Below are 26260 nucleotides of genomic sequence, written 5' to 3'. Positions count from 1 at the left end.
TATACCTACTAATAACAATAAATGGGCTAAGATTGCTTATTACTCTGTAAAAACAGGAAGCAGTATTTCATCGACAAATAATGCAATCTGCCTCGAATCAACATTTTTATACATAAGATTTTCCATACGAATAAGGTTAAACGGTAAGGCTAGTGTTATATCGCTTACCTCTTTTATCTTTTCGCCTCTTGACTTTGCATTTTCCAGTAACTTTCGCATAACCAGGATATTTTTTGCTGCTGCGTCTACCTCAGCTTCGGGTACTTTGTTATTACCTTGCCCTATTTCAAATAAAACTGCACTCAAAATTTCAGGTCCAACTTCTTCGTAGGTACTCTGGTAGGATGTATGTAAACTTAACAGATCTCCCCTTAAAGTTCCGGTATTTTTTATTATATCGATTAATTGACCGCCAAGTGCTTTAGATGATCTATCATCAACTATTTCCATAAGTAAATCAAACATAGTTGCCCACCGGCGGTATAACACACTACGGCTGGTTTTTGCTGTCTTTGCAATCTGCTGAAAAGTAAGATTTAGATTTGCATAGCCGACTTCTTTTATGAGCTTTACTGCTGCGTCATAAATACTTTCTACTAACGTATCTCCCCGTTTTCGTGTATTTGCGGTTTCCTCGTTCATATATACACATCTCCTCTCTCTATTTTTTATAAGAAATAATATATGATTTCTTATAAAAACATAAGATACACCTTGTATCTTGTCAAGAAATTGTTCGAAATAGATGAGGAAATCATGACAAATAATATAATGAAATCAAAACCGAATTATGGTTTGGATGGTTCACCTTTCGGCGTTACCATTTTTTGTTTTGCGGGAATAGTTTGTTTTGGTGGAGGAGTTTCTTTAATCACTTTTCCCAGCATCAGCCTAAAAATTGTGGCCTTTGTTCTTATACTTTGCGGTTTGTTAACGACTCTTGTTTGTGGTTCATATCTTTATTACATTAAGCTCGGCAAACTACGCCGTAGGGACAAGATAATTTCCATGATTGATTGGAAAGGAAATGAAAAAGTCCTTGATATAGGTACTGGACGGGGACTTCTAATGATTGGTGCTGCAAAAAAATTGACTCTGGGAAAAAGCATCGGCATTGATATTTGGAATGCGGAAAATATGCACAACAATACTTATCAAAATACCATGAGAAATGCTGAACTTGAGGGGGTCCTTCAAAAAGTTGAAGTAAGAAATGAGGATGTGCGAAGTATGTCCTTTCCCAATGATACATTTGACGTGGTTCTTTCCAATCTTTGTATTCACAATATCCCTACCAAAGATGGACGAAAGAAAGCCTGCCAGGAAATAGCGAGAGTATTGAAACCGAATGGAACAGTGATCATTAGCGATAAATCACACATAAAAGAATATGGCGAATTTTTCGCAATGGAAGGGCTAACGGTGGAGCTTTTTCACACTTCTTATGACGGTTCACTCCGCAGGATTGTAAAGGCGGCCAAAAAGTAAAGCCTATACTTGATACTAAACGCCTCAAAACTATTTGTGATTGGTGATTTTTGCAAAACTTAAAAGATAAACGTATAATAACTATTTTACGTCATAACAGCTACAAAATAGTAGTACCATTTTGATTTATAGTGCATTATAAATGGTAAATACTGTCTTGTGGCTGTTTTTTACACGAATCGTTGCCGTACCCCTATTAACAACATACATAGTGCAATTTTAGTGGTAGATGATCCCGTACCCAGGTTTTACTTGATGGTGCCTGCTTAAAGTATTATATATATAGTTTAATACATAAAAAAAGATAAGTCTATTCAGATATGGTTCTATAAAGTTGTAGTATGTTCGAATCATAACCACCAGCTAATGCTGATTTATCATCTGAATTGCATAGCATTCAAGAATGGGTTTTCTATTGTCAAATTCATAACTTCTTTTTGACAACTCTGAATATATAACCATCTCTTATTTTTGATTTGTTAAAAAACTAATTTTCATAAGTTCCTTTCAACGTATATTCTTCTAAAATATGTTCATCCATCAGATGATATAGTTCATTTAACAAGAAGCCTCTTTGTAGATTCAGCAGTTTATCTAAAGCAAAAACATGTATCTCATAAACATGTGATTTATCTGGTGGTGTCATACCGCCATAATAGCTAGAAAGCTCTTTTGACTGCTGATTCCCTTGTAAGCTAGTCCAGCTATTTATACCTTGTATAAAATCCTCTGCCGTCTGACTCTCATTATCTTTCAATTCATTACGTGTAATATTTGCTGCAAGCCAGTGTATCCATGAAAAGCCTCCTGTCACCGGATAAGCATCTTTATCCTCTAATACTATTGCAAATGAAACAGTATTTACTGGAGCATTTTCAATTTTTAAAGGAATCGAAAAAGTAGGGACTCCATTTTCATTAAAATATTCTCCACGGCTTCCATATTTATCTTGAATTATTCCATTTATAATTCCTGTACTTGTTACTATCATTTTGATTACCTCCATCACTATTATTTATAGGCAAATTATAGCAAAGGCTATCTATAAGGTAAATTACTAACTTTTTTGTGGGTATTACTCTGGAATGACCCCCTTTTCAATCAATATCGTTTCCATACCATGTTCTTTTAAATAATTAATGCCAATGGACTGCATAATTTTTAGAGCATCTATAATCTGCATTCCCATATCTATTGTCAGAGAGTATTCCACTCGAAGAGGATACCCATCAAATGTTTTCTTTTGTACAAATCCATAATCAATCAATTCTTTCAATTGCTCTAGCAGCATTTTTTGATTGATTCCATCAATATCTCTTTCTAATTTGGCCAATGATGTAGCACCTAAGCGTAACCTCCATAATATAATAGATTTCCATTTTCCTTTAATCATATCGTGCACCAATTCTAAAGGACAAGTATATTCTTCTCTTATTTTCATTTTATCTCCTAACACTTACAATCACCAATTATTCCTTACCTCTCGTACATCCTCTCTAAAAATCATATTCTCACGCTTTACTAAGTTAAGTGTGAGATAACTTTGGAAACATGAATTGATTTTCAGCAAGTAATTTTGTGTCTTTACCTAGAATAAATAAAGTATCTTCTCCCTCAAGGGGCATAATTGTATAAGACTCTATTTCTTTTGGTGTAAAATAAAGCTTCTCTCTTTTTATATTTTCGTTTATTAAACAATTAAGTATTTTATCTAAAGAATTTTCTTTTGTACAAAAAACATCTAATACTTCTATGGTATCTTCCTTAAATTCTGCAATTACAACTGCATCATAATCTTCGATATAATAAGCGTTATTCTTCATAAATAAAGTACAGTAAAACATAATTAATTCCACATTACCATGCATATAAATTTTTGATAGCGAACATGAATTATTTGCTTTGCTATACACCAGTGCCTTGTCCTGTTCATTAGACATATCTAATTTTCTTGCAAATCCACACTCCTCCTTTTTATTTATTAATTTAGAATATTGATATTCTTGCAATTTATTAAAACCAAATTTAGGATAAAAATCAAGAACTGAATTATTAGCAAACAAATAAATCAATTCACATTTATCTTTCCATTCTGCAATGACTCTTTCTATTATTATTCTTAGTAGTCCCTGATTTCTATATTTAACATCGGTCATCACAGTTCCTAACTGAATATACCTCTTTGTTTTTCCAAAAACATCAAAATCCATTGTACTAACTGATACATTTGAAACAACCACATCTCCATCCATAAGTGAATATGGTATATATTTATTTTTCCAGTATCCATTCTGATACCAGCTCTCAAAATTAAATCCAAATGTTTTCTCAGTTAGCGTATTAAAACTTTTTCTAAATTTATAGTCTTTACCAGTTCCAACAACAAATTTAAATTCTTTTTCATTAATCTTTATATATTCCATGAGTTATATACCTTTCGTAAAATTAAATATTTTCTCTTCCCCAATCACACATATCCTTAACTAGCTTAATAAGACTTTGTCCTTTTATCGTAAGGGAATACTCAACTTTGGGTGGAATCTGAGGATATTCTTCTCGAGATACTATATTTTCATTTTCTAGCGCTTTCAATTGTGAGCTTAACATCTTGTGGGTAATTCCTTCAATATTCTTCTTTAATTCCCCATACCTAAGGGTACCACTGCAGGCAAGTAAATAAATGATTTTCAAATTCCATTTTCCACTTATAATTGACAAAGTATATTCAAATGGCTCTTTATTACTAACATAGCACAGCTTTTCCAAATTCTTCACTCTCCTTAAGGATAGTATAGCACAAAAAAGTGCATACTTTTATTTTCTTGTATCTCATATATAATTGTCCCATAAGGCCTTATTAAAAATATTGTTAAAAAGGATTGATATATATGATTATTGATGGACATTCTCATGTCATTCTTCCAGTAGAAAAACACATTGAAACAATGGATAAAGCTGGAGTTGATAAAACTATTCTCTTTTCAACAAGAATACATCCCGAAAAAGCAGATAATCTAACTGATTTAAAGAAAGAAATGAAATCATTAAGTGAAATTGTAAATGGTAACTCAAATGCATTATTGATTAAAAATGACAGCGCTATTACTGAGCTCAAGGACGCAATAGAAAAATATCCATCAAGGTATATTGGCTTTGGCAAAATACCTACAGGACTAAATAAAAATGATACAAGCTCATATATCGAAGAACACATAATAAAAAATAACATTGCTGGACTCGGAGAATTTACACTATCTAGTGGACAAGTAAAAATACTTAAAACTGTTTTTGAAGCTTCCATTGAATTTGGAAAATTACCCATATGGATACATGCTTTTAATCCTTTAAATTTACAAGACATTAATGAAATTGCAGAATTAGCTAAGTTATTCCCTGCTATTCCAGTTATAATGGGTCATATGGGTGGCACTAATTGGCTAACAGCAATAGAATTATCCAGAGAAATTCCAAATTTATATCTTGATACATCAGCCTATTTTTCTACCCTTGTTTTAAAAATAGCTGTAAATGAGCTTCCACATAAATGTATCTTTGGTGTAGACATGCCTTATGGTGATTTGCAATTATCACTGGATACAGTAAGAAAAGTATGCAATGATTCATCTATCAGCAGTGCTGTTTTAGGTGAAAACATAGCAAAACTACTAGATCTATAAAAGCTTAAATATTTAGTGAAGAGTGTTTATCTATTTTTTATTAATTTCATAGAATTATAATTTATATATTGAAGACACTAGTAATGTACTTAAATCTATTAACTTTTTATTTTAGGAGGAAAATATTATGAGTGAAAAACATGATCCTTCTTGTTCAAGTCAACAGGAAAAAGAAAAGAAAGCGAATAACGGCAAAACAAAACATAATAAGAAAACCTACAAAAAGGATTAGACTGGTAATAGGGAATCTTCTATGGATTCCCTATTTGCATAAAAATATCATATTATTCATTGCTACACTGAATAATATGATATTTTAATTATATTTATTTTTAATGATTAATTATTTATAAAAGATCAACAGAACTGGATTTAAAATTATTCTACGTAAGCTTTTCAAATTGGGAATTTGATAAACTCCCAATTATACTCTTTTACGTAGTTATTTTTTCCTAATACGTAGTTATTTTTTCCTAACAGGAATCCAAATTTCACTGTAGTAGTTTTCATCTTGAATACCTTTTGGATAGTCAGCTGCATTAGTATACGTTTCAATGTTATAACCTGCTGCAATTTCATAATCCTTGCAATTAGGCAGCCATTCTGAGAATATTTTTTTATTCATATCTTGCAGAGATTTTGGCATTGCACCCTTGCAAGCAAAAACAGCCCAAGTGAATTTAGGAATAATCTTTGTAACAAAATCATTTGGTATTTCCATGGACGGATCATAATTGTCTGCAATCAAATATTCAAACTCATCTGAACCCATGCTCTCATCTATGCTTATTCCGTACATTCCACATACAATTTTCTCTTTTCCCATTGCATAATACTCTGTCCAAAACGGTGGAATTTCTGTAGTTGCCTTATCATATTTAAATACCTTTGATACACCCATGACAGTAAACGAGTCTTTTTCAACAATTTTGTAATCCATAATATAACCGCCTTCCAATAAAAACTTAATTTTCAGCGGAGCAAACGATTTAATCATTGCTCCATCTTTTCGAACAGCAGTAGGTGTCACACCATGAAATCGAGTAAAAGCTTTTGTGAAACTATCTGGTGAAGCATAGCCATATTTCAGTGCAATATCAATGATTTTTTCATCATTAGAAACAAGCTCACTGCCGGCAAGAGTAAGCCTACGTTGTCTGATATACTCTCCAACCGTAAAACCACAAAGCATTGCAAAGCCCTTTTGAAAATAGAAGGTCGACATATATGCTTTCTCCGCAATATTTTTTATTGTGATTTCTTCAGTGATATTATCCTCAATATAACTTATAGCTTCACCGATTCCTTCAATCCATCTCATAATCATCCCCCCTGTCTGTACATATATCTTATCTCTTTTCAAGCAGTTATTCCCGATTTTTTGTGTTATGTTTTGTCTTGCCAGAAATATCAATACATAACCTGTAAATGAAATTACTATTTATTGAATTGTTTTGCATATTTCATAATGATACTATATCGTTATTTTCTAGTGTTTTTAATTGTGAACTTAGCATCTTGTAGATAATTCCTTTAATTCCCTATATCTAATTGTACCACTATAGATAAGTAAATAAATGATTTTCAAATTCAATTTTCAAAATGTCTTCTGTTATAGAAATCAATATTATTTTTTGTGTTTCAATATATTCTAATAGTATTATCTCTTGATAACATTGCAAAACTTTAGTATCTTAAAAAGCTTAAGTATTTGGATAATATATGAAAAATATTGTTGACAATATCGAGTATCGATATTACTATAAATTTATAAATATCGATACTCGATATTAAAGGAGTGACAACAAATGGCGCGAGAACAGTTCCAAAACCTTACTGAACCAATGTATTACATACTGATATCTTTGCTCATTGAACGCTGTGGCGTTGATATTATGGATGCAGTTTCAGAAATATCAAAAGGCCGTGTGAAAGTTGGTCCAGGAACCTTGTATACCCTTCTTGGTAAATTTGAAAAAGAGAAAATTATAAGAGAAACCGAAGTACAAGGCAGAAAACGCAGCTATATAATAACAGATAAGGGTAAGCAGATATTACTAGATGAATATTCAAGACTCAATACTTTGATAAAAGATGGTTCTTTATATATGGAGGAAAAACATGATATTTAATAATATAAAAATAACTTTTTTATTTTACTCACCTTATGAGTGCACTGCTGTAGAGGAATACCTTGAAAACATGGCTGAAGATGGCTGGCTCTTAACTGGAATCAAAGGTCCCTTTTTTAAATTTAAGAAAATCAAACCACAAAAAATTAAATATTCAGTAGATGTTATTGGTAAAAGTTCATCTTTTGATTCAAAAAAATCCGATGAACTTTTAGAATATCGAGAATATTGCAGTGCTGCCGGATGGAATTTCATATGCCAAGCAAACGAAATTCAAGTGTTCTATTCAGAAGAAAATACCGAGATTGTATCAATACATACTGATGAAACCGAAAAGTTCAAACTTGTTTTTAAAGCTTCATTACGTGGAAGACTTAATGAATTATTTATAACTATTATGCTTATATTTAATGCTTCATTACAATTATCATCTAACACAGAATACTTGTTATCCTCAAACCTTTCAATATTCATATTATTTATAACAATACTCCTTATATTCGTAGATATAATTAAACTTATTAATTTTTCTACTTGGGCAATACGGGCAAAATTGAAATTAAAAGAAGATGATTATATGCCTTATAATACTTATAAGGTATTAAAAAGAAAAAATGCATTTCTAATTATTTTCTCTTTATTTTCAATACTAGGAATACTATTGTTTACACTTTCAGCTGATTATCAAAAGCGAAAATTGAACTTTATAATTTTTGCAATACTAACTGCTTTTATTATAATATATCCATTTATTAAAAAATTTATAAATAAAACTAGATATTCCAAAAATACAAGACTAATAACAAATGCATTTATTATACTTATATCTATTTTATTAATAATTTCTCTTACTACAAGAGCGATTCTTTCAAACGTATATAATAATAGTAACTACAATAGTATATCTTATTCAAACGTGAATTTAACAATTGATGATTTTATAAATACAGAAATCGTAGATAAGTCACCTGATATTGACTGCACTAGTAGTATTTTAGCTACTAGAATTGACTATTCCTGTGGTAATAAGGATAATTATTTTAACTATATGCTTCTTGAAAGTAAATATCCACTGGTTGTCAAATTTTATGAGAACAGATTATTAAATTGGTTAAATAGTATATCTTATAACTTCGTCAAAATTGATACTAATTTACCTAAAAATATCGTAGTTTATTCAAGCAGTAAAAATAAATGGTTTATCTTAGTTTCCAATGATAAAGTTATTAGAATAAGAAATCACTTCAATAATGTAAGTGATGATGACTTTTTAAATACTGTATATTTAAAACTTTTCTGTAATTAAATATATAGATATTAATTAAAATTCATGCAAATCCTATGATTTTAAGTATATTAAATCAATTTTGTCATAAAATTACCCGCTCTTCTTATAAACATATTATTTGCATTAATATTGTTCTTTGTTACAATTATTCATAAGAGATAAAAACACAGTTTCTGTTGGTAGTCAGAACCTATATATATATTTCAAATTTAATATAGCAGTAACCTGCCCTCCTGGGGTTGTCCATTCTCTGTGAATTTATACACATACAGGAGGATTAACTATGATATCTAAAATCAAATTAACTGTTCTTTTTGCTACTCCATTTTGGATTGGTGTCTTTGAACTCAACCAAAATAATGAGTACAAGGTAAGCAAAGTTACCTTTCCTATATAACTATTAATTTTTCATTTATTAAGCATGTGATAACTTTAATATATTTTGTCCATATACCTTTTTATATACTATAAATCCATTTATAAACAACAAGCTACTTGTAACAAAAAATACATATCTAATTCCAAAATCAGCAGCTATTTGTCCACCTAATACCGAACCTAAAAATGTCCCTAAATACTGTGCAGATATACTAAGTCCAAAAACTCTTCCTGTTATCTCTTGTGGGACAATCTTTTTTACTAATATATTAACTGATGGCAATAAACCTCCTGCTGCAAGCCCTAATATAAACCTTAACCCCATAAGCTCCCAAGGAGTTTTAACAAATGCTTGAGGTATAAATACAACACCTGCTACTATAAGTGCTACAAACATAACTTTTTGAGGGCCAATCTCATCTGAAATTTTACCAAGCTTTGGAGCTACAAGTATATTGGCTATTCCTGAGGCTGAAAAAGCTAGTCCAGAAATTAAAGCTAAATGTGACATGCTATCCGATAACTGATATACATATACAGTAATGATTGGCTCTATTGAATAAAATGCTAATTGTAAAATAAAAGCTGTTAAAAACATTATCAGTACTAAACTAGCGTTAGGAAGCATACTCCATACTTCTTTCATATTAAGTACCTTTTTATTTGAAGCAGTAAAATCTTCCTTTACATATAATAATGTTGTGACAAACGCAATTATTAGAAGAAATGATGTTATAATAAATACACTTCTCATTCCCAATGTATCATCTAAATATCCTCCTATTAACGGTCCTAAAAGAGAACCTGCAATAGATGCAGTTGAAAGTGTCCCTAATGCAAATCCTGCATTTTCCTTATCTGTTTGAGTTGCTATAAGAGTTGTACACGCTGTTCCATATCCTGAAATTATTCCTTGCAAAAACCTAAGTGCAATTAATTCATATACATTAGTTACATATCCCATGCAAAATATAACTATAGCCATTCCTAAACTGGCACGCAATAACATTGGTTTTCTTCCAACCTTATCGGCAAGTTTTCCCCAGATTGGAGAAAATACAGCTGAAACTATAAATGTAGCTCCAAATGCAATTCCTGAAAACTTTTCTATTAAAGTTGTATCTGTAACTCCAAGCCCTTTTATATACAAGGGCAATACTGGCGCAATTTGGCTTATTCCAACCATTGTCACAAACATTCCAAACCAGCAAAATATTAAATTTCTTTTCCAATTGTACAAATCTAAGCCTTCTTTCTTTAGTAAATAATAACCTTTTCTTAAGTATTTTTTGCCTGCATTATATACCTTTTTATAAAAATCTTATTTATAATCCATAAATATATATACTACAAAAACCATATTAATTGCAAGAATCCCTAAAAAACTATTCCTTGACATAAAGCACCAAAATGCTATCATAAAATTATTAGCTAAAAGCAATTTATACATAAAAAGGGGATACTAAAAAAATGATGACATTAGAAAAATTCGAAGAAGCATATGAAATTGTTCAAAAAGTGATTTTGAAAACTAAATTAGTGTATAGCGATTATTATTCTGGCATTACTGGAAATAAAATTTATTTAAAACCAGAGAATATGCAAAAAACTGGAGCTTATAAAATTAGAGGGGCTTATTATAAAATTAGTACTCTTAGTGAGAAAGATCGAAATAAAGGGTTAATAACAGCTTCTGCTGGTAATCATGCCCAAGGAGTTGCATATGCTGCTAAAGAATATAATACAAAGGCAATAATAGTAATGCCTACTTCTACTCCACTTATGAAAGTTAATCGTACTAAAGCTTATGGAGCTGAAGTCATTTTGCATGGCGAAGTTTACGATGAAGCCTGCAATTATGCATTAAAGCTTGCTGAAGAAAAAGGTTATACTTTTATCCACCCATTTGATGATCTTGACGTAGCAACTGGTCAAGGTTCTATTGCTATGGAAATCATAAAAGAGCTTCCAACTGTAGATATTATTTTAGTTCCAATAGGAGGCGGTGGACTTGCAACCGGAGTTTCCACTTTAGCTAAACTTCTAAATCCAAATGTTAAGGTTATAGGTGTAGAGCCAGCTGGCGCTAACTGCATGCAGGCTTCTTTAGAAAAAGGTGAAGTTGTTACTCTTCCTACTGTTAATACAATAGCTGATGGTACTGCTGTTAAAACTCCTGGTTCTAAAATTTTCCCATATATAAAAGAAAATCTTGATGAAATTATAACTATAGAAGATCATGAATTAATTGGAGCTTTTTTAGATATGCTTGAAAATCATAAGATGCTTGCAGAAAATTCAGGTTTGTTAACTGTTGCTGCTCTTAAACACTTAACTGTAAAGGACAAGAAAGTTGTATCTATCATAAGTGGTGGTAACATGGATGTGATCACTTTTGCATCTTTAGTTCAACATGGCTTGATTGAAAGAGAACGAATTTGTACAATTTCTGTTTTACTTCCAGACAAACCTGGAGAATTAACAAATGTATCTAAGGTAATAGCTGAAGCTCAAGGTAATATAATTAAACTTGATCATAATCAATTTGTTAGCATTAATCGTAATAATGCAGTTGAGCTTGATATCACTATGGAAACCTTTGGCCATGACCATAAAGAAGCTATTATTAAAGCACTTATTGATAATGGCTATAAACCTGAACTTATTCAACCTAAAATGATATATCAATAGTCATAACTATATATAACAATTAGAACTACTCGAAGATGTTTTTCTTAGTGCTAAGGCATAAAATAAAAGGTTAGTATTAATAGTTTTAGAATGATAATGAATAAATAATTCTCATTTCCGAAACTATTAATACTAACCTTCTTCTTTCTATTTATTAAGGCTTAGCTTTATTATATACATAGCTATTTTATTAACTTAAAGAATATCTATTTATATTTTAGATAATGCTGATTCATCAAAACTTTATCGCACACTGATCTTATTATTTGGAGATTGTATATAAGTTCACGGACAAGTAGTCCCCTCCAAATAATCTTTTTCAGCTCTAATAACTTTATTTAGAACTTCGATACTCTCAAGCACACTGCCTTTTATATTTAATGAATGATCACCATTTTTTATCTTCATTAAATTTACGCCTTTGATTTTTCTTATAATTTCAATAGTTTCTTTATTAATCAAAGGATCACTAGTTCCGCTTACAACTAGAGAATTCTCTTTAATTCCAACCTTTAATGTTTCATTAACAGGAGTTAAATAAATATTTTTAATTTCACACTCTTTAGCTTCATTGCAAAGTATAGTATGAACTATAGTCCCTATACTTTTAGATATAAAAACAATCTTTTTATAATCATTCTCCAAAGCATTTTTAAATATTTCTATTGACTCCTCTTTTACATATTTAAATTCATTTTCACGATCTAAAATTTTTCGAGCTACTTGAAAGCCATATTCAATTTGAAGTACATCATAGCCTAATTCTAAAGCTAATTTTTTTGAATAATCCAGAAGTGGCCTGTCCACTGTATATCCTATTCCTGGTAGTATCACAGCTAAAGTACCACTTTCCTTACTTATTATTTTATCTTCTAAATCAACTCCCCAATAAGAAATTATTGCCTTTTGCTCATCCATATATCATGACTTCCTTTCTAATTATGTTCTTCTAAAAATCCTTTAACATCAATTAGATTTTTGCATATCTTAAATGCTAATTTCTTTGTTTCGTCTTCTAATTCTTTCATATCAGGAACATGTATACCAACCATCTTAGCTGCATGTGCTGCTGTTATTCCCGCATCTGAATCCTCTATAACCATACAATTTTCAGGTTTTACCTCTAACCCCTTTGCTGCTTTTAAAAAGATTTCTGGATTTGGCTTAGAATGTTCTACTTGATCTCCGCACACTACACAATTCACCTTATCCTTTACTCCTGCCTCTTCTAATAATTCGAGTGCTCTTTCTCTTCTTGTAGAAGTAGCTACCGCTATCTTATATTTTTTATTATTTAAATAATCTAATAATTTATGTACATCTGGTTTAACTTTTACTCCATTTTTATTAGTAAACTCTAACGCCATTTTAGATTTTTTCTTATATATCTCTTCGAATGGGAAGTCTTCTCCATACTCTTTCTTTAATACTCCCCTTATACCATCAATGTTTCTCCCTATGAATTTAAGATAAATTTTTTCATCCATCTCATAGTCATAATCTTTTAAAACTTCCTGGAAACACTTAAAAGATAATCTTTCTGAATCTATTAATACTCCATCCATATCGAAAATTACTGCGTCTACTTTTTCCATCTGTGTCTTCCCCTTTTCATCAAATTATTACTTTTCTAATTAATTCTAACATATATAAGTATAACCTCAAAATAATTTGCACTAAATTATTTTGAGGTTATAACGTTATATACTTACTATTCTCCAATTATGGCATTTAAAACATCTGCTTTCGCATTATCATCTGCCTGCCAAACATTTCCTTTTTTATTTAAAGTTATTGATACTGTTTTTGTATCATCTTTAAATGTACCATCTGCCAATTCTTCTCCAATAACTTTAAAAGATTCTTGTAACACATCCTTTTGAGACATTGATGGATTAGCAAGATATTCTCCTGTGATCTTATCTTGAGCATCCTTAACAATCTTATTCATATCAAAAACTTTTACTTTTACATTAACTTTTGCTGTTTCTTTATCTGTTGAATCTGGAGTCACTTCAAAATCTGCTTTAGACATACCTTTAAGAACATTATCCTTAAATGTATTTTTAACATCATCTGTCACTATATCGCTTCCAAGTCCTGAAGCTGCAAAAAATGCCATTATCTTGTCTTCATCGTCTTTCTTTATCTTATCAAGATCTTCTTGCTTCATTCCTATTTTGTCAATTCCTGTTTTGTCGTCCTTTAGCAAAGCATTAAAATAAATTTTAGCACTTTCCTCTGGTGTAGCTTTCATTCCGCATGAAATAAGCATGATACTAGCCATCATTACAACTAACATCATTGAAAATAGTTTTGTTAATTTTTTCATAATTATTTATCCCCCTAAAAATAAAATTTCACTCTATAATTTTATCCTATAATTTCTGTTTATGGCAATCCGCTGACATTCTCTCTAGTCAAATCCCTCTTATTTTCCTCTTATTTCCTTAGAATCTCTCCCATTTTTACACCATTAATGGAACAACTTCCAAATAAGTATATAAACATTACATATCTCTACAATTATCTAACAGAAAAATTCTAAAAATTTCTTTGCACTTATGAGTAAACCCTCCAATGATCATATTAGATGAAACTATAAGCAGCATAGATACACGAACTGAGATAAATATCCAAGAAGCTTTCAATAAACTGATGATTGGCCGCACAAGCTTTATAATATCCCATATATTATCTACAACAAAACAGGCTGATGCAATCTTATTCCTAAAAGACGGACAAATTATAAAACAAGGTAATAACAATAACCTTCTATTACAAAATGGCTTCTACACAGAATTATACAACAGCCAATTTGCAGTCGGTTAACCCAAACTTGAAACTTAAACTTATGTAGCGGCTAACCAAAAAAACATACATTTTTGTTCCACAGGACTTATGAAATTTTCACTGGAAAGTTCTAAGTGAAAGGTTGTCCCCATTTCTGCATGCTCCTCAAACAAGTTGAGGACAAGCAGTAAATGGAACAACCATTCACTAACAACTTTCATCAGCTCAATTTCAAATGCCTATTGCAAAGATATGTATGTGATTTCTGGTATAGATGTACAAAAAAGTTTAACAAGTATAGATTATTATCCTATGTGTCAGTAAATCTACAAATTGTATACCCATATAGATTTAGAATTTATAAATCATATTTATACTTTGGAATATATGCCATATCAGAAAGGACAGGTACTCTTTTATGCAGTGTTACATTAGAGAATTGGTTGTAGGCATTTCTTCAGCAGAAGTTGTTCCATTTTTTGCTTGTCCAAGTTTATCTTGGAGCATGCAGAAATGGTGCAACTTCTGCTGTTAGAAATCCCCAACCAATTCTCTCAGTAACCGAAATAATAGAGTACCTGTCCTTTCTGTGAGTTATGGCATAATTCTAGTATAAATATCTATACAAATTCTATAGATCCTTTTGATAATTTTGCTATTCTTGCTAAAGAGTAAACATCGTAACCTTTGTCTTTTAGAATTTGTGGACCTTTTTGGAATGACTTTTCTATTACTATTCCTATTCCTGCAACTTTGGCTCCTGCTTCTTCTACTAGCCTAGCTGCTCCAAGAGCTGCTTCTCCATTAGCTAAGAAATCATCTATTATTAGTATGCTATCTTCTTTACTTATGTATTTTTTAGACAATGTCAACTCATAATTTAGATCTTTTGTAAAAGAATGAACGGTAGTTTGATAAACTTCACCATTTAATATTTTTGAATTTTGTTTTTTTAGAGTAACCATAGGTAGACTCATTTGCATTGCAGTCATTACTGCTGGTGCTATACCTGAGCTTTCTATTGTAAATATCTTAGTAACTTTATGATTTTCAAAATAATTTTTGAAATATGTACCCATTTCGAACATCAATGCTGGATCAACTTGATGATTTAAAAATGAATCAACTTTTAATACATTTTCAGATAATGCATTTCCTTCTTCTAATATACGTTTGCGTAAACTTTCCATTAATTATCAACTCCATCTTTTTCGTCTTTAAATATAAAATTTAGTATTAACACTACAATTGTTCATGTTGATGTTGCTAAAGAGAATATTATTTTTATTCCTTCTTGCAATTACCTCATAAAATATGGCAGGCAAATATGATTATTTTTTATTCTTTTTGAACCATTTAACTATAGTAAAATGTCCATTTATAATAATTATCCAAAGATTTAAATTTATTATAAATTCCAAAAGAATAAAAAAACACCTCAAAAAAATGAGGTGTCGTATTTTTAGATATAAATATACAATAAATATTTAAAACCAAAACACTACCTCGTAGTCTGCTAATTTACGGATAGCAGGTAGAGACTTCCTAAGCCATAACCTCGGGAATATACGAGTCTTTTGTATGAACTGTTTTTTATTATATCACATGCATATTTATTGTACAAACATATTAATAATTAATTCTTTTTATTTAGAGAGATTAACTTCATTTCCTATTTGGAATCTATCTATTTCTTTTATAATGGACTCAAAACCTAACTCCATTTTCTCATCCTTATCGAAATTATCAAATTCCACAATATATCCTAGAGAATCATTTGCGTCCTTATAGAAAGACATATTTTCTTCATCTTTATAGAAACTATAATGCTTTGCTTTTATGTCTTCAATTGTAGGATATAAACCCATAGTGCTTGCCATTAAAAGACTTTCTTTTTCAGTAGCTCCCTTACAATATATTTTTACACTATTATCATTTCTTTCAACCTTATATATTTCTCCTTTTGTTCCATCAGAAAAATCAAAGTTTTTATCATAGCTTATATTATTGGTTATTTCCTTGCTAGCCTCAGCTTTTTTTTCATCAAAATTTTTATAATTCTCCTCATTAATTTTTTCTCTCTCATCCTCACTCATGTTGCAGCTTATAGGTATTATACTTATAGCCTTTTGATCTTTTACTTTATCAAAGGTAGCTGCTTCTGATTCATAAACACCTTTAACCACAGTATTATCACCATTATTTGAACTGTAGGTTTGTTCATTCATTGTTCTATACATCCTATCTCCAGCTTTTAATATCAATTGATCAGAGAAAATGTCATAATCTTCAATTGAATCACCTTTCTCTTGCTTATCATAAGTAATTTCTGTACCTAAAATATTGGATTCTAATTTGCTTACTGTAAAATCAGATTCTGGCACCTTAATTGAAACATCTTTTTCCATTGTATCGTTAAATGATTCTGTAAAATCTACATTGGCATCCATACCTACATTAATTTTATACTCAGGAATCACAATATCTACTCTTAAATTTCCCTTTTCAGGTATTTCTTCATCATCTACTTCTTTATTAAGGGTAATTTGCAATGTATTTTCATCAATATCCTCATATGATGTACCAGAACTCTTCTCTTTATTGTCACCATAGGTTAATAATGATATTACATTATTTCCATGTGATTCACCAAAGGCTTTTTGACCTTGAACTTTAATTACAGCTTGTAATTTATGCTTTGTTGCTGTTATGCTGTCTATTGATATTTTCAAACCATTTTGTTCTATATCATTATCTTTACTAACAATGTATTTTTGATTTCCCAAAGAATTATCGCTTGCAGTATAAGATGAAACTGCTTGCATACCGCCACTATTGGCAAAAACAGGTATTTCCAATATTCCAAAATTTAAAGCTACTCCAAGTATAGAACTCAATAATATATTTAACTTTTTATTTAACATAAAATCTCCTCACTTTTACAATACAGTATTTTTTCGTCTAAATAGTAAATTTTAAAATATACTTTTATAATAAAAATATTACTTTAATAAGCTTATTTCGTCTTCCAATTTAAACTTATCAGCCTGCTTTATTGTTTTATCAATATTTAGCGCAACTGGCTTGTCTTTTTCAACATTATTAAATTCTAAAATATATCCAAATGCTTTGTTTGCATCTTTATAAAAACTTACGTTTTTATTATCATAATATATGCTATCAACTTTTCCATTTGCATTTTCATAATGCATATTTATATTGCATGCCATTAATAAACTTTCTTCTTCAGATTGTCCAGCACAGTACACTTTAATTGTATTGTCCTTTCTTTCTATATTATATATCTCTCCCTTTGTTCCATCCGTAAAATTAAACTCTTTCTCATAACTTATATTATTAGCAAGGTCTTTAGTAACATTGTTTTCATCTTTATCTTCATATAATTTATTCATTTCATCTGGAGTAAGATTACAAATCAAAGGTATTAAGCTTATATTTTTTTCATTTTTAACTTTATCATATGATAAGGAACCTATTTCATAATTTCCTGTGCCTACTCCATCTTTTTCAGAATATCCACCTTTTCTACTCATTCTATACATCCTATCACCAGTTTTTAATAGTATTGCTGAGTTCCACAAAGCATTTTCATCTTTGCCTTTATTTCCATTACCTTCGGGTCTTGTATAGCCAATTCTTGTACCTAGCGCATCAGCTTCTAATTTATTAAGATTATAGTTTGTTCCTGGTATCTTTCCTGATATGTCTTTATCTAATATATTATTAAAGGATTCTGTGAAATCCACAGGAATATCCATTCCTATATTAACTTTATAATTAGCAAGTACTATATCAACTCTCATATCTCCCTTTGAACTATATTCTCCATCATAATTATATTTTTCTAAAGTTACAGTCATGGTTTTATCGTCTATATTATCCTGCCTTGAAATCGCGCGGCCAAAATCATTATCATAATTTCCATACGTTACTTCAAAAATAGAATTTGAATGATCCACTTTATCAATCGGCTTGTCACTTTCTATCTTAAGTATTACTTCCATATCCTTCTTAGTAGCAACTGCTTTATCTACAGTCACTTTAATTCCATTTTGCACTTGACTTTTATTTATATTTACAAAATAGTCCTTATTTTCTGCATATGTAACCCCTGCTGATGTAGTTGTAGCTGCAACGGTCAAATTATTAACTGAAGCATTTACTGCTGTATCATCGGCATAAGCTGGCGTCAATTCCATTACTCCTATTATTAACGCAAATGCCATACTTCCTAACACTGGTCCTAGAATCCTACTTATTTTCCTATTTAACATCTTAAATACCCCCTTGTTTTATTTCAAGGACTTTCCTTTATGATTAATTTTATCCTTATAATGGTATTATAAACCAATTATTATCTTATAACATCTTAATTTTTTCTAAACTTTCAGGTTAATCCCAATAACTTATATAATAATAGGTTGTTGAATAACTATTTGTAAAAATTAGTTACTCAACAACCTATACTTAAATTATCTGTTAATTTTATTTAAAAGCCAAGCCATATTATCGCCAATAGATTCCATATTTTTCATTCCTTCAATATCATTAAGCACTTCTCCAACTTCTTTTCCGTACACCATATTCCAATAAGTGCCACCAACTAGATACATTTGTGTACAGTGTAAGAAATAATTCATAGTATCAAAAGCACGTGTTGCCCCCCCTCTACGAACAGCTACTACTGAAGCGCCTGCTTTATGTTTAAAAAGATCTCCATTAGCGCTGGATACCATACCAATCCTCTCTAATAAAGCCTTCATATTAGCTGATACATCTGCAAAATATACTGGTGAACCTAAAATTATACCATCAGCTTCAATCATTTTTTCTATACATTCATTTACAATATCATTTTTAAAAACACATTTATTATCTTTGTTTTTAAAGCAATTTCCACAGCCTATACATCCATTAATTTTTGCATTACCTAAATCAATCAGTTCAGTTTCTATACCATTTTTATTTAATTGGCTAAATATTTCTTTAATAATAATAGATGTATTCCCATCCTTTCTCGCACTTCCATTAATACCTATAACTTTCATTTATATACCACTCCTATTTTGTAATTATTGTTTTAAATTATTGATTTATATGATAAAATCAATTTAAATGCTGTACAACATAGTTTTATTATATTTTATATGCAGAAATTTTAATAATATCAATACAATATATCTATATAACTTTAAGTTATAACAAGAGGTAAAAATGATTAGTGTGGATCAAATGAAATATTTTATAGAAATAGTTAAGCAAGGCAGTTTAAATAAAGCCTCACAGCATTTATATATTTCGCAGCCTGCACTTACAAAACAATTAGGAATTTTAGAAAAGTCTATGAAATGTACATTATTGATAAGAACTCAAAGTGGTATAAAATTAACTGCTTCTGGCAGATATTTTTATGAACGTTCAAATATGATTATTTCAATGATTAATGAAACTATAAATAAGGTTGAAGGATTTAGTGATGAAAATACAATTAGGATTGGTGCACTACCAAATTTAATTACATATTTTCTGCCTAAGTATGTAGATAAATTTAAGGGTATGGATCATGATGTATTTATTGAAGCAATGGATACAAACAGTGAACTTCTTGCAAATTTAGATGATAATGTATTCAATATAGTGTTCGTATCTGATGCAATAGAAAAATCTAACTTTGTTACTATTCCGTTAATTGTTGAACCATTTTTCGTAGTTATGAGTAACAGAAATCCTTTAGTTAATACTCCGGAAATTGATTTTTTCACCATCATGAAGGAAAGATTAATTTTGTATAGAGATCCCTGCCCAATAAGGGCAAAGATCAGGGAACATTGCAATCTTATGAACCTTATACCAAATATTGTATTAGAACTTGAAGAAACAGAATCAGTTATAAAGTATGTTGAACAAGACTTTGGCATAACAATTTTACCTAAAATGGCTATCAATAAAATAGATAACCATTTAATAAAAGTTCGAGAAATAAAAAAATTTCCTATCTGTAGAGTAGTATCAGCGGTAATAAAAAACGAGAAAAGTTCGTTTTTCTTACCAATGCTATTGTAGGAATCACTTTTATTTATATTTACAAAATGATAATAGATATGCACTAAGATTTCTAAATCGACATTTGAAATAGGTATGAAGCAGAACTGGTGTGGACCTAATGGAGCAATTGATTCAAAATGGATGTGGAATTTCTAATCATAGTGAGTTTTAAGTAATCTTCTCATATTTCAGGCAAATTAAACCTTTAAGATAAAAATGTTAAAATCAAATTAGACTTGAATGTAGCTAGATCTATGTTAAATAAATCTACTACATTATTTTTTGTGATGGTGCATTAACAATTTTTGCTCCAACTTCATTTTCCATGTCTGTTTCCATCCTCTAAAAAATATTTTCACCTTAGTATAACTTCATATTCTATTTTTTTGAAATCTATGTGACGTAATTTAATTCTATATCTTAAAACTTAACACTAACTGAGTTAATTTCTCTGCAGTTTCAGCCTGGGATTGTGCAACCTTTGCAACTTGCTCAATTGCATTATTAGTTTCACCTATTCCCACTAAAATTTCTTCAGAATTGCTTTTAGTATTCTGCATCTTTTCTGCAATATTTTGTACAACACTTGTGATTTCTTCTGTAGATGCATTTAATTCTTCAGCCATTGCTGCAATATTTTGTGATAAATCACTAATAAAAACCGCATCTTTTTCATATTTTTCACCTGTATCAATCAATAAATCATAATCTTTTTTTACACTATCATCTATATAATATAAGATATCTTTGGAATTACCTGATAAGTTATCAAAAGTAGCTTGGACATTTGAAACTACATCCTGAATATTTTTTACATATTCAGCCGATTGTTCAGCAAGAACTTTAACTTCATTTGCAACAACTGCAAAACCTTTTCCATTTTCTCCTGCTCTTGCAGCTTCAATGTTAGCATTTAAAGCTAGTAAATTTGTTTGTTCTGCTATTGCTGCTATAGATTTAGCAATTACACCTATTTCACTTACTACCTTTCCTTGCTCAATAGCACTAATTATTTTTCTGTGCTTTTCTTCATATAACTTATCTGCATCATTTTTAGATTTAAAACCTTTATCTTTTATATCAGTAGCTCGTTCTTTAATGTCTATAGATTGCTCACTGCTTTCTGTTGAATTAGATGCTAATTGAGTTATTCCAGAGTTAACTTCACCAATTGTTGCAGTCAATTCTTCAGTAATTGTATTTATTCCAAGTATATTATTTACTATTTCAGATGTATTCTTATCTATATATTGAAAATTACTAGACAATTCTTCTAAATTTGAAGATAATTCTCCACTAGACGCTGTTACTCCTTGTGCCTGATTTATTACATTTTCAATTACTACTTTCATTTTTTCTTTTGCATTATTCAAAGCTTTAATGAGTTTTCCAAGCTCATCATTACTGTTACTTTCCATTGAATAAGTCAAATCTCCATTTCCTAAAGCTTCTGCAAATAGTAATCCCTTTTTTACTGCCTTTGAAATATATGACGATAAAGCTATTCCAATTGCTATTGCTGAAATAAGGCCTAATATTAAAATTCCATGCATTATATTAGTTGTTATATTATAATCTTCCGTATTGTTTGTATACGCCTCTTCTGCTTCCTTTTCATTTATTTGAATCAAATTATTAAGATCTTCCGTCATACTATCTGTAATTTTAGTAACCTCAGCCCCCTTAATTTTGGCCTCCGCATAATTTTCTTCCTTAAGAAGCTCAAAGACATTATCTTTTTCAGTTGAATATTCCTGTAAAAGAGCTTCAAAATCATTAAATGCTTTTTTTTCATCATCTGACATATCACTATTAGCAAAAGCATCAACATATTCAGTATTTTTAGTTCTAATTGACTCAATTTTCTGTAAAGCTGCTTCTACTTTTGAATTATCTTGCTCTAAAACAGCGTTATTAACCATTGCAATTTCACTTAAAAAATTCTCTTTAATTGCATGTATTTGATCAATACTTTGAAGGTTATCTAAATATAATTCCTCTGAACCACTTTTCATTTTTGTCATACCAAACTTCCCAAAAAATCCAGTTATTCCAATCAATAAGGCAACAATCATAAACCCTGTTAATAATTTCGTTCTAACAGATAAATTTCTTATGCTTTTCATATGTATTCCTCCTATGTAATCTTATCTTTAGTGTTATACTTAATTTTAAGCATATTTATGCAATAACTATGTTAGCACATTAAATTTATCTTTATATCACTAATATACCATCTAAAGATATAATTTCATGTATTTCTAGATTTTAGTGAAATCACTTCACCAATAGAATAGCAAAGAAATATCTCAGTTCTGTCACAGCCATGTCACAATTTAGTTATAAATTAATAACTAACTCAAAGTTATTTATTTAGATAAACTTATTTCTTCACCAATAATAATACATTTTGAATCTTTACCATGACCTATTTTACTTGTTTTAACAATTGGAATGTTTGGATTATCTACTATTCTTGTAACAATATCTATTATATTAGGTAAATACTTTTTCTTTTCCATTTCTGTGAAACTTCCAAGTATTATACCTTTAACCTTTTTAAACGCTCCCATTTGTTTATAGTGAGTTACATAGGTATCCATTTTAGGAACATCCCCGCCTAAACTCTCTAAGAAAATAATTTTATCCTGAAAATCCGGCATATATTCTGTACCTGCAAGTTTTGCAAAACAACGAAGATTTCCTCCCACAACAATTCCTTCCATGTTCCTACCCTGTATCCATTCATAATCGAAAGTTAATAATTCATTTCCATCACCCATAAATGTGCTTTTAAACTCTTTAATTTGTTTTTCCCTATTATCTTCTACTAGGTTCCTTATTTGATAAAGATAAGTTTTTATATTTGTCTTTGAATACAATGAATTTATAATTACAGATAAATCGCTGTATCCAAAGAAAGGCTTTGAATTTTCCTTAATAATTTCAAAATTCAAATACTCTAAAACCCCATTTGCTAAATCCCCACCTGATACATCAAATATAGCTTTAATACTATTGTCTTTAAAAAACTCCATCAGAATCTCGCCTCGTTCTTTTCCATTACCATTAAACTCCGAGTATTTTTTATATATTTTATCACTAAAAACAACTTGAAGCCCTAAATTATTTAGTGTATTCTCTAGTTCCATCATTGTTACTTTTCTACTTTCATCCAATCCATTGGAACAAGCCACTATTCCTACTTTATCTCCATTATTTAATATCTTCATATAATACCTACTCCTTTTCCGTCAAATTAAAACTCAAAAATATTATTATAACAAATATCCTTATATATACCCAATTCGCAAACTTGACTTATTATATACTAATTATCTATTTAATTTAAATTTTTATATGTTCAACTATACCAGAAATCACATATATTTTTGTGAAACAGGCATTTGAAATTGAGCTACTCTAAAGTTCTTAATGTGAGTTTGTTCTATTTATGCTTGTCACAAACTTGTTTCGGGAACATGCGTAAATGGATGCATACTCATATTTAGAACTTTTCAGCGAAAATTTCATAAATCCTGTGGAATAAAAATGTATGTGATTTCGGTAAGTTTCCAAATAACTCTAAGTTCAAGTTTATAATAAAATATCTCCTTTTTGTAATTCTATCACAAAAAGAAGATATTTCATCTGCTCAATCCCACATATTAACTTTAATTAGAACTATTGTCCTACATGTGTTCCAGTTTTCCCTAAATTCACTTGATGGTCTAGTCCTATAAATTTTCCGTTAGCCTGCCATAAAGTAGGTTGTACAAGTGCTAATTTTTGAGTATCAACAGTTTTAAAATCATATTCTAAGATCCCCCCAGTATCACCTGAGTTAGGATTTAAGCACCAAAATGTATGGCTCATGTTATTTTCTTTAATTGTATCAGCTAATGCCTGCATCCATTTTTGATTATCTCCGCCATCCATTTGTCCTCCCCATTCGCCTATTAATAATGGTGCTATATTTTCCTTTTGAATATAAAACCAATTAGGTTCCCACGCGTCCTTCATTAAACTATCTTTAGTAAATCCAGACTGGAACCATGTCTGCGCTGAAACACTTGGGCCATAGTCATGTGGTGAATATACAACTTGATTTGGATGATTTGCTATAGTTACTGGAAGGTCTTTAACTCCTCGAAGATTTCCTCCCCACCAAGTTCCATAATAATTATTAACATCCTTCGTAGTGTAATCAAAACCTTCCTTTGGGTAAGTTTCTACCCCTTCTACCATTACTAAAAGGTTTGGATTAATATCTAAAATTTCTTCACCTACTTTTTCCGCTTCATACTTCCAGTTATTTATATCTGTTGTGTTATCCCATTTTGCAGTAACTTCGCCTTGGTAAACCTTTCCATGAGGTTCATTAAAGATATCCATGGCAATTACAGTATCATCATTTTTATAATGATCAGTAAGCCACTTCCAACATTCCTCATAATCATTTACACTATAATCATTTGTATACCAAGTATTTGATTGGCTTCCATTTATAATTCTATGCATATCAAGCATAACTTTTATTCCCTTTTCTTTACACTTAGCTATAGCCATATCAAGTATTTCTAAGCTATTCTTACCTGTCAAATCTGGATTAACATAATCATTAATAGAATCTGGCATTGGATAAGTTCCCTGTCTCCACTGATTAACTAATTGTACGGATAAAGGCACCCTTAAGGTGTTAAAGCCATTATCTGCCACCTTATCTAAAATATCATCCATTGTGTTAGCCCATAATCCATGAAAAGAATTATTTGGAGTTTCAAATCCAAACCATGCTATTCCAGTCATTCTAACCTCATTACCTTTAGAGTCTAAAATTTTGCTTCCATTAGTGTGAAGGTAATCGTCATTACTGCCATTCTCTCCAGCAAACACTATGCTACTTGGTGTCATTAAAGAAAGTACCATAATTAACGTCATTGCAATGTTTTTTAAATTACTTTTCATTGTTAAAACCTTCCCTTCTACAAAATATAAATTTTAGAATAACTTTATTTTTGTAAAATTATTCTATTTGATTATAATTTTATATTTTTGCATACGTAATTCAAGACTCTATGCTTTATTGCCCATTTTTTTGTCAAGAAATAAAACATATTTTATATTTTATATTTTATGTTTAAAATTTAACATTTCAGGAATCTTAAATATTTATAGCTTCATCCATATGCATAAATTAAATACGGAATGACATATTATTGGTATCCATAACGACTTATATTCTTTAAAAAGATATCCTAACACAAGGCTAACTATTGAAATATTAACAGCTAATTTTATAATATCTCCATTAGAATTTATAAGCCATGTTGGTATATGAAATAATATAAATATTACTGTAGTCAGTGTATTTGCCTTCCAAAATCTCATGTTTTCATTGAGCTTTTGTAATATGAATCCTCTAAATGGAATTTCCTCTAAAAATCCCACGAGTAAACCACTTACCCATAACATTTTTATATCCAATTTATCGAAAGCAAATACACCATTTCCATTTTTGTAAAATAGTAGTATTATAAAAACAGAACTTATTACAATTCCTATAAGTATACCCCGTTTAGTATTTCCTAAGAGTCTTAAATAAATTAACGGATTAACCTTACTTTTGAATTTTAGATATAAGAATATTGGAATTATAAATAAAATCGAATATGTTAAAATACCTTTAACTAATTCTGATATATTATACATGTTAAAATCCACCTCCAAATAAGGAATTATTCATA

Annotated in this window: 24 protein-coding genes, 2 pseudogenes and 1 riboswitch; of the genes and pseudogenes, 7 read left to right on the top strand and 19 right to left on the bottom strand. The window is 29.9% G+C overall.

Annotated elements, in window-relative coordinates; genetic code table 11:
- Positions 1-39: 39 nt before the first annotated feature.
- Positions 40-642 (bottom strand): TetR/AcrR family transcriptional regulator, encoded by a 603-nt coding sequence (locus CDLVIII_RS14245; protein WP_009170144.1) that lies wholly within the window; start codon positions 640-642, stop codon positions 40-42.
- A 114-nt stretch (positions 643-756) separates the two neighbouring features.
- Here CDLVIII_RS14245 and CDLVIII_RS14240 point away from each other — a divergent pair, with 114 nt between their 5' ends.
- The gene (locus tag CDLVIII_RS14240; RefSeq protein WP_009170143.1) at positions 757-1488 is read left to right on the top strand and encodes a class I SAM-dependent methyltransferase; all 732 of its coding nucleotides are present in this window, start codon (positions 757-759) and stop codon (positions 1486-1488) included.
- Between the two features lie 363 nt (positions 1489-1851).
- Here CDLVIII_RS14240 and CDLVIII_RS32030 read toward each other — a convergent pair.
- From CDLVIII_RS32030 to CDLVIII_RS14220, 5 genes and pseudogenes are all read right to left on the bottom strand, one after another.
- Positions 1852-1962 (bottom strand): annotated as a pseudogene (locus tag CDLVIII_RS32030) (DNA gyrase inhibitor); the annotation flags it as partial.
- A 13-nt stretch (positions 1963-1975) separates the two neighbouring features.
- Complete coding sequence (locus CDLVIII_RS14235; RefSeq protein WP_009170142.1) at positions 1976-2479, bottom strand: YbhB/YbcL family Raf kinase inhibitor-like protein; 504 nt, start codon at positions 2477-2479, stop codon at positions 1976-1978.
- An 84-nt stretch (positions 2480-2563) separates the two neighbouring features.
- Positions 2564-2929, bottom strand: a complete 366-nt coding sequence (locus CDLVIII_RS14230; RefSeq protein ID WP_009170141.1) for a helix-turn-helix domain-containing protein — start codon at positions 2927-2929, stop codon at positions 2564-2566.
- Between the two features lie 85 nt (positions 2930-3014).
- Complete coding sequence (locus tag CDLVIII_RS14225; protein WP_009170140.1) at positions 3015-3911, bottom strand: GNAT family N-acetyltransferase; 897 nt, start codon at positions 3909-3911, stop codon at positions 3015-3017.
- Positions 3912-3933: 22 nt separating this feature from the next.
- Positions 3934-4254: a helix-turn-helix domain-containing protein gene (locus tag CDLVIII_RS14220; protein WP_009170139.1), complete on the bottom strand. Its 321-nt coding sequence runs from the start codon at positions 4252-4254 to the stop codon at positions 3934-3936.
- Between the two features lie 122 nt (positions 4255-4376).
- Here CDLVIII_RS14220 and CDLVIII_RS14215 point away from each other — a divergent pair, with 122 nt between their 5' ends.
- Positions 4377-5165, top strand: a complete 789-nt coding sequence (locus CDLVIII_RS14215; RefSeq protein ID WP_009170138.1) for an amidohydrolase family protein — start codon at positions 4377-4379, stop codon at positions 5163-5165.
- A 463-nt stretch (positions 5166-5628) separates the two neighbouring features.
- On the opposite strand, the gene CDLVIII_RS14210 is transcribed toward CDLVIII_RS14215, so the two are convergent.
- The gene (locus tag CDLVIII_RS14210) at positions 5629-6486 is read right to left on the bottom strand and encodes an AraC family transcriptional regulator (RefSeq protein ID WP_009170136.1); all 858 of its coding nucleotides are present in this window, start codon (positions 6484-6486) and stop codon (positions 5629-5631) included.
- Positions 6487-6973: 487 nt separating this feature from the next.
- On the opposite strand from CDLVIII_RS14210, the gene CDLVIII_RS14205 reads away from it, so the two are divergent.
- From CDLVIII_RS14205 to CDLVIII_RS30470, 3 genes and pseudogenes are all read left to right on the top strand, one after another.
- Entirely contained in the window at positions 6974-7297 is a 324-nt protein-coding gene (locus tag CDLVIII_RS14205) for a helix-turn-helix transcriptional regulator (protein ID WP_009170135.1), read from the top strand.
- Positions 7287-8603 (top strand): DUF2812 domain-containing protein, encoded by a 1317-nt coding sequence (locus tag CDLVIII_RS14200; protein ID WP_009170134.1) that lies wholly within the window; start codon positions 7287-7289, stop codon positions 8601-8603. The genes CDLVIII_RS14205 and CDLVIII_RS14200 overlap by 11 nt, the downstream gene beginning before the upstream one ends.
- Before the next feature lie 265 nt (positions 8604-8868).
- A pseudogene (locus CDLVIII_RS30470) lies at positions 8869-8973 on the top strand (DUF2992 family protein); the annotation flags it as partial.
- Between the two features lie 27 nt (positions 8974-9000).
- On the opposite strand, the gene CDLVIII_RS14195 reads toward CDLVIII_RS30470, so the two are convergent.
- Entirely contained in the window at positions 9001-10203 is a 1203-nt protein-coding gene (locus CDLVIII_RS14195; RefSeq protein ID WP_009170133.1) for a multidrug efflux MFS transporter, read from the bottom strand.
- A gap of 230 nt (positions 10204-10433) precedes the next feature.
- Here CDLVIII_RS14195 and ilvA point away from each other — a divergent pair, with 230 nt between their 5' ends.
- The gene (ilvA, locus tag CDLVIII_RS14190) at positions 10434-11654 is read left to right on the top strand and encodes a threonine ammonia-lyase (RefSeq protein ID WP_009170132.1); all 1221 of its coding nucleotides are present in this window, start codon (positions 10434-10436) and stop codon (positions 11652-11654) included.
- A 285-nt stretch (positions 11655-11939) separates the two neighbouring features.
- Here ilvA and CDLVIII_RS14185 read toward each other — a convergent pair whose 3' ends face one another.
- From CDLVIII_RS14185 to CDLVIII_RS14150, 7 genes are all read right to left on the bottom strand, one after another.
- Positions 11940-12572: an alpha/beta hydrolase gene (locus CDLVIII_RS14185; protein WP_009170131.1), complete on the bottom strand. Its 633-nt coding sequence runs from the start codon at positions 12570-12572 to the stop codon at positions 11940-11942.
- 17 nt (positions 12573-12589) lie between these two features.
- Positions 12590-13249 (bottom strand): HAD family phosphatase, encoded by a 660-nt coding sequence (locus CDLVIII_RS14180; protein ID WP_009170130.1) that lies wholly within the window; start codon positions 13247-13249, stop codon positions 12590-12592.
- Between the two features lie 116 nt (positions 13250-13365).
- Complete coding sequence (locus CDLVIII_RS14175; RefSeq protein WP_009170129.1) at positions 13366-13986, bottom strand: DUF5105 domain-containing protein; 621 nt, start codon at positions 13984-13986, stop codon at positions 13366-13368.
- A 1081-nt stretch (positions 13987-15067) separates the two neighbouring features.
- Positions 15068-15637: a xanthine phosphoribosyltransferase gene (locus CDLVIII_RS14165; RefSeq protein WP_009170128.1), complete on the bottom strand. Its 570-nt coding sequence runs from the start codon at positions 15635-15637 to the stop codon at positions 15068-15070.
- Between the two features lie 299 nt (positions 15638-15936).
- Positions 15937-16039, bottom strand: a riboswitch (purine riboswitch).
- Between the two features lie 54 nt (positions 16040-16093).
- Positions 16094-17371, bottom strand: coding sequence for a hypothetical protein (locus tag CDLVIII_RS14160; protein ID WP_009170127.1), 1278 nt, complete (start codon positions 17369-17371; stop codon positions 16094-16096).
- 78 nt (positions 17372-17449) lie between these two features.
- The gene (locus CDLVIII_RS14155; RefSeq protein WP_009170126.1) at positions 17450-18742 is read right to left on the bottom strand and encodes a DUF4179 domain-containing protein; all 1293 of its coding nucleotides are present in this window, start codon (positions 18740-18742) and stop codon (positions 17450-17452) included.
- Positions 18743-18940: 198 nt separating this feature from the next.
- Positions 18941-19516, bottom strand: a complete 576-nt coding sequence (locus CDLVIII_RS14150) for a flavodoxin family protein (protein WP_009170125.1) — start codon at positions 19514-19516, stop codon at positions 18941-18943.
- Between the two features lie 166 nt (positions 19517-19682).
- Between CDLVIII_RS14150 and CDLVIII_RS14145 the strand changes: the two genes are divergently transcribed.
- Entirely contained in the window at positions 19683-20531 is an 849-nt protein-coding gene (locus CDLVIII_RS14145) for a LysR family transcriptional regulator (RefSeq protein WP_009170124.1), read from the top strand.
- Between the two features lie 395 nt (positions 20532-20926).
- Here CDLVIII_RS14145 and CDLVIII_RS14140 read toward each other — a convergent pair whose 3' ends face one another.
- The 4 genes from CDLVIII_RS14140 to CDLVIII_RS14125 all read right to left on the bottom strand — a co-directional run bounded on the left by CDLVIII_RS14140 (position 20927) and on the right by CDLVIII_RS14125 (position 26225).
- Positions 20927-22639 (bottom strand): methyl-accepting chemotaxis protein, encoded by a 1713-nt coding sequence (locus tag CDLVIII_RS14140; RefSeq protein WP_009170123.1) that lies wholly within the window; start codon positions 22637-22639, stop codon positions 20927-20929.
- 243 nt (positions 22640-22882) lie between these two features.
- A complete protein-coding gene (locus CDLVIII_RS14135) occupies positions 22883-23746 on the bottom strand; it encodes a S66 peptidase family protein (protein WP_009170122.1) in 864 nt (287 codons plus the stop codon).
- Positions 23747-24197: 451 nt separating this feature from the next.
- Positions 24198-25481, bottom strand: a complete 1284-nt coding sequence (locus CDLVIII_RS14130; protein ID WP_009170121.1) for a glycoside hydrolase family 5 protein — start codon at positions 25479-25481, stop codon at positions 24198-24200.
- Between the two features lie 204 nt (positions 25482-25685).
- Entirely contained in the window at positions 25686-26225 is a 540-nt protein-coding gene (locus CDLVIII_RS14125) for a CPBP family intramembrane glutamic endopeptidase (protein WP_009170120.1), read from the bottom strand.
- Positions 26226-26260: the final 35 nt, after the last annotated feature.

Origin of the sequence: Clostridium sp. DL-VIII (assembly GCF_000230835.1) — a bacterium.
Classification (GTDB): domain Bacteria; phylum Bacillota; class Clostridia; order Clostridiales; family Clostridiaceae; genus Clostridium.
This window is presented reverse-complemented; position numbering and strand designations above follow the sequence as displayed.